This is a genomic window from Cronbergia sp. UHCC 0137 (assembly GCF_034932285.1).
In the GTDB taxonomy this organism is placed as follows: domain Bacteria; phylum Cyanobacteriota; class Cyanobacteriia; order Cyanobacteriales; family Nostocaceae; genus Cronbergia.
The window spans coordinates 32,526-43,404 of record NZ_JAYGHC010000028.1 but is presented as its reverse complement, the minus strand read 5'-3'; the positions used below and the strand labels follow the sequence as shown (position 1 = coordinate 43,404).

The 10,879-nt window shown below is 40.3% G+C and carries 7 protein-coding genes; 2 read left to right on the top strand and 5 right to left on the bottom strand.

What is annotated here, in order from left to right:
* The first annotated feature begins 259 nt into the window (after positions 1-259).
* Positions 260-931, top strand: a complete 672-nt coding sequence (locus tag VB711_RS15705) for a hypothetical protein (RefSeq protein ID WP_323287071.1) — start codon at positions 260-262, stop codon at positions 929-931.
* Between the two features lie 165 nt (positions 932-1,096).
* The gene (locus VB711_RS15700) at positions 1,097-4,639 is read left to right on the top strand and encodes a CHAT domain-containing protein (RefSeq protein WP_323287070.1); all 3,543 of its coding nucleotides are present in this window, start codon (positions 1,097-1,099) and stop codon (positions 4,637-4,639) included.
* Positions 4,640-4,700: 61 nt separating this feature from the next.
* Here the strand turns inward: VB711_RS15700 and VB711_RS15695 are convergent, their stop codons facing one another.
* From VB711_RS15695 to recG, 5 genes are all read right to left on the bottom strand, one after another.
* Entirely contained in the window at positions 4,701-5,846 is a 1,146-nt protein-coding gene (locus VB711_RS15695; RefSeq protein ID WP_323287069.1) for an amino acid ABC transporter permease, read from the bottom strand.
* Entirely contained in the window at positions 5,843-6,745 is a 903-nt protein-coding gene (locus VB711_RS15690; protein WP_323287068.1) for an ABC transporter permease subunit, read from the bottom strand. Before VB711_RS15690 ends, VB711_RS15695 begins: the two co-directional genes overlap by 4 nt.
* Before the next feature lie 107 nt (positions 6,746-6,852).
* Entirely contained in the window at positions 6,853-7,779 is a 927-nt protein-coding gene (locus tag VB711_RS15685; protein ID WP_323287067.1) for a nucleotidyl transferase AbiEii/AbiGii toxin family protein, read from the bottom strand.
* On the bottom strand, positions 7,763-8,176 hold the full coding sequence (locus tag VB711_RS15680; RefSeq protein ID WP_323287066.1) for a DUF6088 family protein: 414 nt from the start codon (positions 8,174-8,176) through the stop codon (positions 7,763-7,765). The genes VB711_RS15685 and VB711_RS15680 overlap by 17 nt, the downstream gene beginning before the upstream one ends.
* Positions 8,177-8,402: 226 nt before the next feature.
* Positions 8,403-10,877, bottom strand: coding sequence for an ATP-dependent DNA helicase RecG (gene recG / locus VB711_RS15675; RefSeq protein ID WP_323287065.1), 2,475 nt, complete (start codon positions 10,875-10,877; stop codon positions 8,403-8,405).
* Between the last annotated feature and the right edge of the window lie 2 nt (positions 10,878-10,879).

The window sequence follows — 10,879 nt, the reverse complement described above, 5'->3', positions numbered from 1 at the left end:
TTTCCTGTGGAGTGAATAATAATTTCTACCTCCCCTGCCTCCCCTGCCCCCTGCCCCCTGCCCCCGGTCGGTGAGCGAAGCCGAACCGCTGCCCCCGGTCACTGAGCGTAGCCGTAAAGCCTAACGGCATAGCTTACGCTTACCGCGAAGCGTCTCGAAGAGAAGTGCTGCCTCTTGCTATAGAATTTTCAGTTTAGGCGAAGGGATGGTCACGGACATGGCTAAAATTTTAATTAAGCAAAACTCAATGGTGCAGTAGATGCTCAAGCGGCTAATTCAGTGGCTCAAAAAATTTTTTCAGAACTTGTTTGGTAGCAAACCAAGATCCAAACCAGTTAGAGAAAATGTACAGCAAGAACCAGCACCTCCCTTAACTGATACAGATTTAGAATTCCTATTTACAGAACTGTTAGAAGGAGTTCATCAAGCAAGAGGAGAGGCTTGGACACAAAAGTGGTTTCATAATATTGAGCATCGCGTCTCCACTGAACGCTGGCTAGAGTGGCTAGAACACTTTGGACAGAAAGTATTGGCATCCCGCACACCCAACAACGATTTAGCAGCGCGATTAGTGAAGTTAGGTGAGTTGGGTATTGGCGAAATTGGCAACCTTGCCTATAGTATTGGGATGCAGTTGTTAACCCGTAATCCAGTAGAACCCATCTGGGAATACGAGGGGCCGGATGCTGTGATGGAAGAAACCGTTGTATCGCCATTAATCTCCTTTGCGGCAAGTCCAGGAGATATAGGTGAAAACTTGCCAGAGGGAGAATATCAAACCATTGACCTAGATCAATTTTTGTTGATGTTACAGCAAGATGGAAACCTCCGCCAGCAAATTGCTCAACAACTGGAAGTAGAAACAGATGATCCAGAAGTGATTATCCAAACATTGATTAATCAATGGGAAGCTTCTGAGTCAGAAAATTAAAAGGTCAGGGGAAAGGAGAGAAGGGAGAAAAGTAATTTATCCTCAGTCTCATTTCCCCTTCAGCGACTTGATTGTAGGGATTTTTGATCAAATTAAGTAATTATTGATTTTTTTTGACACAAGGATGGCTACAATCTAGGATAAGCGAAATCGAAAATGTAGCAAATGTTCAGGTGGCTATTGCAGTGGCTTAACACGGTTTTTAAGTACCCCTTTGGTAATCGTCAAGATAATAATCTGATGACGAACAACGACAAAGAGGTAGATCCAAATTCATTACCAGAACTAACCAATGGGGATCTGGAACTTTTGTTTACCCAGTTGCTAGAAGGTGTACATCAAGCACGGGGTCAACAGTGGGCGCTCAAATATTTGCAGCGCATGGAACCCCGGATTACAGTGGACCGTTGGCTAGATTGGTTACTAATTTTTGGTGAAAGATTATTAATTTCACCTGTTCCAAATCATTATTTAGGGCAACGGATGGTACAACTGGGTCAATTAGATATTGGCAAAGTTGGTGAACTGTCCTATGAGATTGGTATCCAACTATTGACCCGTGATTTAGAGGATGAAAAGGATCAACAGCCAGTGGAAGAATCACTGCTACAGACTCCTGGACAAAAATTGTTGGCTGAATTGGGTGAAAATATCTGGCAATACGACGAAAAAGTTGCCAATATCAATTCTGTTGTTTCAGTGGATGAATACTCAAACAATCAAACTGTGGAAACTGAGTATTTCAACTATTCTGTTGTTCCAGTGGCGGAAACCTGGAAGGAGTTTTCCCCGGATTTAAGTGATGGATACTCAGAACATCAATCAGAAAATCAATATGATTATCTCAGAGAGGCAGTTGGGGAAGATGTAGTATTGGTTGATGATCAGACTCAGCCTTTGGTAAATGTAGAGCCGCAGATAGCACATACTTTAGAAGAGTTGGTGGTGAGGTTAGAACACAATACCAATTTGGTGCAGCAATTGTCGGCAGAGTTAGCAATCCGTAGCGGCTCTTCAGTCTCTTTTGCGGGCAATTCAGCCTTATCTGTTGCTGACCGGGCGCAAGAACTATTTTACCAAGGATTAGAGCAAGCTAAGGCTGGAAATTTATCGGGGGCTTTGGTTTGTTATGAGCAAGCGATTCAATGGCAACCAACAGCATATTTGTATTGGTTTAATAAGGGATTAACGCTATTTTATTTACAACGGTTTGAGGAAGCGATCGCTGCATACAATCAAACTATCACTCTCAAGCCGAATTTTTATCAAGCTTGGTTTAATCGGGGCAGAATACTAGGAGAGTTGGGGGAATTTGAGGAAGCGATCGCTTGTTTTGATAAAGTAACAGAAATTAAACCAAATTACCCAGAGTGCTGGTCTAACAGGGGTGCAGCACAGTTGAAATTAGGGCTAGTTTGGGAGGCTATTTTTAGTTATGACCAAGCCTTGAGTTTAGAACCCCAAGACCAAGAAAACTGGTATTATCGGGGTATAGCCCTGGGTATAAGTGAGCAATATGACGAAGCGATCGCTGCTTATGATCAAGCGTTAAAAATCCAACCAGATTACCATGAAGTTTGGATTGACCGGGGTGTGGTGCTGTTTAATTTAAGACGCTGGTTAGAGGCCATTGAGTCTTGGGATCAAGCCCTCTCGGTGCAACCAGACCTCTATTTGGCTTGGTTTAACCGGGGTGTAGCCTTGGATAATTTAGGACGGTTAGAAGATGCCATTTTTTCTTATCAACAGGCGATCGCCATCAACCCAGATTTTCACTTGGCTTGGTATAATCAAGCAGTAGCCTTGTTTTATTTAGAACGGTATGCGGAAGCGATCGCCTCCTATGACAACGCCCTACAAATTAAATTAGACTATTGGGAAGCTTGGATTGGTAGAGGTACAGCCGCCAGCAATTTAGTCATTACTGGAGATTCTTTACGCTTATTTAGTAGTATCGCCGCCACTAATCCTGCGTTAAGTTTGGGTGGCTATGAAGGCAAATTAGCCAGCTATCAAGAAGGATTAAAATATCTGCGTCCCGATACTCACCCAGAAGGTTGGGGAAGGCTACATTTAGCGATCGGTAACACCCATTATGAATACAGTAAAAAACAACCCACACCCCAAAATTATTGGTATGAAGCAATAACTGAGTACCAACAAGCACTATTAACTCTCACTGCAACAGACTTTCCTGAATTGCATTTAGAAATATTGCAATCTTTCAGCAAACTGGTTATAGCTTTAGAACAAATAGCACCAGCCAAAGAATTACAAAAACAAAGTACAAACCTGTTACAAGAACTACTCAATCAACCAAATCGTTTAGAAGAAAGTAAAAAACAATTATCTCTAAAATTTGCCGGCATAGAGCAATTAAACGTTGATTTAGCCGTAAATAACGGAGACTTAGTAGAAGCTTGGGAAATTGCCGAACAGGGCAAAAATGCTTGTTTAAACTGGCTACTCTTTGGTGAAAGCCGCACCATATCCACCAAATACCACTCTATTCAACGATTACTTAACCCCACCACAGCCATAGTTTACTGGCATATCAGCCCCATTGCCTTACACACCTTCATCATCAAAGATCAAGCCCCATCTCCCATTCCCCTGTTTACACCCATACAAGATGTAGCAGTCATACCCGAAGCAGTACAACGGCTGATTGCATTTGAAAATTGGTTAGAAGATTGGCATCAGCAACAGGAAGAATATCGTCATCAAGCCCAAGAAACACAAAAAAAACATCCTTGGCGAGTCGAAATAGAACAGAAACTCTCACAACTCAAAGACATCCTCAATATTTCCACAATTATTCAAGAATTAGAAGGAATAACCAACCTAATCTTAATTCCCCACCGTGATTTATATAGAGTGCCAATTCATGCTTTATTCCATTTTTCATCTCCTGAGCAAACCTACACCATCAGTTATTTGCCTAGTATCCAAATGGGATTTTCTCTCAAATCAAAAGCCATATCAAATTGGCAACAGCAAAAATTATTAATAGTAGAACATCCCAATTCTAGCAATTCTCCATCACTCAAATCTATCCAGTTTGAATCAGACGTAATTGCTCAGATGTTTGGTAATTTCCTGCGTGTGCCAGGAAAAAAAGCAACCAAAGAGCAAGTTAATAAATTATTGCTGACAGATTACAACATCTTTCACTTTATGGGTGATGTTATCAATAATTTAAGCAGTCCTTTAAAATCTGAATTAGCATTATTAAGTGAAGATCACCTGACCCTAGCAGAAATATGTCAAAAAACTCTAGTCAGTTACAAATTAGTCACCCTGGCAAATTGTCAAACTAACAATACAAACAAACACAAAATTACCAGTGAATATATAGGTTTAGATACCAGTTTTTTGAGTGCGGGTGTTCCTCATGTGGTCAGTACAATCTGGAATGTAGAATCATCGGCTAGTTCCTTAGTAATGATTGAATTTTACCGCAGATTACAGTCCCATAAATCACCAGCTTTAGCTTTAGCAGAAGCAACGACATGGCTAAGACAAATAACTGCTGGAGAATTAACAAAATGGTATGAAAATTTACTCCATCATGTCCATCCAGAAGACTTCAAAGTTAGAACTTATTTGGCTACAGAATTGTATAGAGCTAGTAAAATCTCACCAGAAAAAAGATGTTACAGTCATCCTTACTACTGGGCTGCATTTATCATTTTAGGTTGTGGTTAATAACGTACACCTGTCAGGGGGTTGGGGGTGGAGTTCTTGTATTTCACCCTAATATTCTCTCCTATAATTGTTTTTCTAAACGTCGAGAAGCCAATGCTATTGAATAACAAAATATCCAATAGATCAAACCAATAAATATATAAACTTCGGCATAACGACCGATGAATTGTTGTTGTGCCAAAATAGAGCGAGCTATACCTGTCAGTTCTACTAAACCCACTAAAGATAAAAGTGATGTATCTTTAAATAAACCAATAAACTGCCCAACAATGGCAGGAATAACGGCACGTAAAGCTTGAGGTAGAATAACTAATATTATTACAAAAGGTGTATTTAATCCTAATGCTTTTGCCGCTTCAATTTGTCCACGGGGGATAGATTGCAGTCCACCACGCACATTTTCAGCCATGTAAGCAGCACTAAATAAAACCAGTCCGGCAATTCCCCGCAGTAATCGATCTAAACGTAAATTTGTGGGTAAAAATAAAGGTAACATGACTTGAGCCAGAAATAAAATTCCGATGAGGGGAACTCCGCGAATTATTTCAATATAAAGGATAGAAAACCAACGCACCACAGGTAAATTGCTGGTTCTTCCTAATGCGAGTAAAACACCAAAGGGAAAGGAAAGGACAATGCTAATTACTGCCATTAATAGGGTTAGTAGTAAACCATTCCATAGGTTTGTGGATAGGGGTTTTAAGCCAAATCCTCCACCAATTAACCATAAAATAATCGGGAAAGATCCTAACCAGAATAAAGAAAGCCAAGGGAGAAGAATTTGAGAAAATTTTCTACCTAATGAAAATCCTGCTATAATTAAAAATGTAGTTGAGATTAACCAAAGCTGCGAAGTTGAATTTAAGGAGAAAGCTAGTAATAATATACCTGAATTTACAACCAACAAGCCGAATATTTGCCATTTTAAATTTTGCTTATTTGTAGTTATTCCCCAAGTGAGAGAACTGAAAGTAACGATAATTTCTAAAACTATCCAAATTCGCCAATAAAGACTTTGAGGAAATCTACCAACTAAGAATAAATGCAAATTAGCAGAAATTACTTGCCATTGTGCTTGGGTAATAATCCAAGTTGATGCTGACCATGTTACCCAACAGATGAGGATTAAACAAACAAAGGTTAATAAACTGTTGTACCAGGTACTAAAGAGATTTTTGCGTAACCAAGTTAGTTTAGTGGTTGTCATCTTTCTAAAATTTGTACAGTGCGATTAAAGAAGTTCATGATCAGGGAGATGATTAAACTGAGAGTAAGATAAGTGAGCATAATGAGGATCATCACTTCCACCGCTTTACCTGTTTGATTAAAAGTAGTAGAAGCGACAAAATAAATATCTGGATAACCAATAGCGATCGCTAAACTGGAATTTTTCATCAAATTCAGATATTGACTGGTAAGTGGTGGAATAATCAACCGCAAAGCTTGGGGAAAAATCACCAAACCCATGGCTAAACTGGGTTTTAGTCCGAGCGATCGCGCAGCTTCCGATTGTCCTTTAGGTACAGCTTGAATCCCACCCCGCACAATTTCCGCAATGAACGCACCTGTGTAAAAGGTCAACCCCAATAACAAAGATGAAAACTCTGGAGAAAAGGTAATTCCTGGCAATTCAATGCCATTTTGACTCAAAGAAACCAAACCCAAAACAGAAATTTTATTCTCCACTTTCGGGAAACTTAGAAAAACCGCAAAGTACCAAAAAAGTAACTGCAACAATAAAGGTGTATTGCGGAAAATATCAACATAAACTAAAGCTATATTCCTAACTAGCCAGTTACCTGAAAGACGGGAAATACCAGCAGTTACCCCGACAATAGTAGTGAGAAAAATTCCAGCGATCGCAATTCTTAAAGAATTAATCAAACCCACCCACAAAGCACGGCTATAAGTATCAGTGGGTTTATAACCAATTAAAGTTTCACCGATATCAAAAGACGCTTGTTGATTGAGAAAATCAAAACCAAACTGAATCCCTAACTGCCGGAAATTACGATTAAGATTACTCCAAATAACTATCACTACCACCACGATTAAAAATACAGCAATCAATTGTCCAGCATTTTGCCAAAAGCGTTTATTAATCATCTTTATTTTGCTTTGCGTTCTTCGCCGCTACGTCTCTCAATATTCTAGGTTGATGGTTGAATGCGATCGCTCTACCAGATTACACCTAAGTTCTAGGGATTCTATAATTAAATACGGCTAATTATACTACGAACAGTATCTAAAGCTTGACTGAAAGAGGGACGATCATCCTCTAAAGCATACGACATACCATTAACAAAGAGATCATATTCATTAGCATAGATTGGATCAGATTCGAGGTATTGTAGCATTTTTTGCAAACGCTGTTTTGGTGGAATTTCTGAAAGATTAATTCCTTTAGCTCGTTGTGCATCTTGCTCCAAGAGACTAACAACCAGATTGGAAAAATCTTTGTATTTTGTGATAAAATCTTCCAAAGCTGTTAAATCATGTAAATGACGGATGATTGTTGGATCATCATTTTCATGTTCACGATTTCGAGATAACACACGCCAAGTTAAAACACTTAGTTTATCAGCCGCCGTTTCCACAGGTGAGACACAAGCTATCATGGGAACTTCTGGTTTTCCGTTCGGCGTAGCTTGAGCAATGAAAGATTGCAGAGGTTTTTCTTGAACTTGTAAGGGTAAAACTGGTGGCTTAAAAGTGATTTCTAACTTAATATGAGGACGCAACGCTACTGCTGGTTGGAAATTTTGCTGATAAGCGATTTTACAAACGAAAAATTGTCCTTTATTTCTACTTTCACAGTCCTCATCTTCAAGTGACCAATCAGAACTAGCCTTGCGTATTGCATCAACTAGCAGATGTCGATAATTTCGGGCTTCTTTCCTATCAAAGCCTGTTGACGGCAGAATTATTTTAAAATCTAAGTCTTCTGAAAACCTTTGAATTAGCCCAAATCCTTTTGATAAACTCGTTCCACCGGAAAAAACAAGCCGCATATTTGATTTAACAGTAATCATAGCGGCAATTATCCGCATTGCATACCAGTCTTTTTCAACAAAAGCAGAATCAACGCCGAGATCAGCAGCAATAAGTTCTACAATCTTTGGATTAAGTTGCGTATTCAAAGGTTATATATTTTCCTTGATAGCCAATTTTGCGTGTCACACGCCCTTTCACTCCAATCACTCGCCCCGTTGGGATTTGGGTTGTCCGCCCCTCATTGTAAGCTTGATCATAACTTGAGGGAACTACTTCCAGATTGAGTTTTGTTAACGCTTCAATTGCTAAATCACGCAAACTCTTACGAGGGATAATGCGATTTGATAAGGGTGAAATAGCTGCCTTGGCATACAAACCATAACCAATTTTGATAACTTTGCCTTTAGCCTCTAACATACGCAGACTACGGCCAACTTGGTCATAATTAGCGATATCTTCAAAGTCTTTACGCAAAAATACTTCACGGTTGCTGCGGGCAATACGGTACGCAATCCGGTCTTGCACAGTTTTGAGCTTTTTCATTGCGTCCTCTTAGTCAGGGAAATTTGCAAAAACAGGACATATATCTATATTGTACAAGAATGCGACAATTGCTCACAGATTGAGGAAATATTTATGATCAAATTTAGGTAATTGATCAGTATTACCCAGAGTTTATCACAAAACTAAGAAATTTTCGATATTGAAGAGTTTAGTTTCTTCATCTGTCCAATACTATAAATTATAACAGTTATTTAAACTTACCAAATCATGTCAAAATAGCGCCACCCATTAACCGCGCATACCTATACTTCAACTCATCTTTCATCAATGGCCAACGGTCTAAACTGGCATCCATTTCTATTACTTTCTCTGCTGCTTGTCGCGCTAACAATAAAACGTCTTCATCTTCTACTAAACTAGCTAATGTGAAATCTGCTATACCTGATTGACGTGTTCCCATCACTTGGCCAGGACCGCGCAAACGCATATCCATTTCCGATATAAAAAACCCATCCTGAGACTGTTCTAACACTTTCAATCTTTGTTGAGCATCGGCACTTCTCGAACTACTCATTAACAAACAATAGGACTGGTCTGCACCTCTACCTACACGTCCCCGTAATTGGTGCAGTTGGGATAAACCAAATCTCTCCGCGTGTTCAATTAGCATAACTGAGGCGTTGGGAATATCTACACCTACTTCAACTACTGTGGTTGAAACTAAAATCTGCGTTTCTTTATCCCGAAATTTATTAATGGCTTCATCTTTCTCGGCTGATGTCATCCGTCCATGCAATAATCCTACTTGAAAGTCAGGAAAAATACTCTCTTGTAACTTTTGATGTTCCTCCACCGCAGAACGCAAATCCAACTTTTCTGATTCTTCCACCAAAGGCAAAACCACATAAACTTGCCTTCCTTGGACAATTTCTCGACGCATCAAATCATAGGCTTGTCCGCGTTGTTGACCTGTTAATAAGGTTGTTTGAATTTTTTGCCGTCCCGGTGGTAATTCATCAATCTGACTCACATCTAAATCGCCATGCACCGTTAACGCCAACGTCCGAGGAATGGGAGTTGCAGTCATTGTTAATACATGAGGTTGTTCGCCTTTTTGCTGTAACTTTGCCCTTTGTTCTACCCCAAAACGATGCTGTTCATCAATTACGACTAAACCCAATTGGCGAAAATTAACGGGGTCTTGAATTAAAGCGTGAGTTCCCACCAATAAAGGTAATTCACCTGTTTCTAACTGAGAATGTATTTCTCTTCTTTTAGCTGTTTTTGTCGAACCTGTTAATAATTCTACAGGTAAATGCAATAAATTAAACCAACTCACCAATTTACGATAATGCTGTTCTGCTAAAACCTCCGTTGGTGCCATGAGTGCGGCTTGATAGCCTGATTGAATGGCGGCTAAAATGGCGACAACGGCGACGACTGTTTTACCTGAACCGACATCTCCCTGGACTAACCGATTCATGGGGGTGGGTTTTTGGATGTCGCTGAGAATTTCGTTTACAACTCTTTGCTGGGCGTTAGTGAGTTTAAAGGGGAGAATTTCGTTGAATTGGGCTAATAATTCACCTTTGGGGGCAACAATGACGTTAGTTGCCACTTCTCGCGCTTTTTGTTGACGTTGCAGTAACCCAACTTGCAGGTAGAAAAATTCATCGAAGACGAGACGACGACGGGCAACTTTTAATGAGTCGCTGTCATCTGGGAAATGGATGTTAGCGATCGCATCCTTCAATTCCATCAAACCATACTTTTCCCGCAAACCACTCGGTAAAGGATCTTTTAAATTAGCCGCCGCAGGTAAAGCCGCAATCACCGCTTGTCTAACTGTATTCGCCATCACCCCCTCAGTCAAGGCATAAATCGGTACAACCCGACCAATAGTTAGAGAATCAATGGTATCTCCAGGATTTGCCAAAACCTCCAACTCTGGATTATCCAAGGTGACACCGTATTTTCCCCCCTTCACCAACCCACAAGCCGCGACTACACTACCCACCGGATACTTACGTTTTAAACTTTCTTGCCAACCACGGCTACTAAAGCGCGACCCTGCATAAAACCGCCCTACTTTGATTTGTCCGGTATTGTCTTTGAGTATTAGTTCTAAAATCGACAATTTCTGATTTTTGGGGCTAGTAAAGCAGTTACAACGCTTAACTGTTGCCACTATTGTCACCGTCTCCCCCCCCTCTAAATCATGAATATTGACTTGACGGGCATAATCAATATGATCACGGGGATAGTAGAACAGCAAATCGCGGACGGTATACAAATCCAACCGCCCCAAATTTTCAGCTTTCCTAAAGCCTATTTCTGGCAAATCGCTGAGTTTTTGGTCTATTTTCGGAGCTAATCGCCGACTAACTTCTGGGATAATTTGGGATTTGGGATTGGGGGTTTTAGATTGATAACTTTTCCCCTGCTCCTCTACCCCGTTATTTTCCAGTTCCTTTTGCAGTTGGTCAAGATATCTCCTGACTTGGGCTACCAGGTTCTTTCTTGCTGTAACTTCCAGATTGGGATAATTGGCAAACTGCATGGCGATTTCTTGCCAACGACGACGTTCATTTGCGGGCAAACCGGCGGGGAATTTCCCAAAGGTCAAACTGAGAAATTCACTGAAGCGGTATTGTCTGCCCACCAAATCAGTAAAGCCGTGTTCTGCCTCTACTGCCAAGGCTTTGTGTAATCTAATCCAATCTGGTATGTCGTTAATCATAA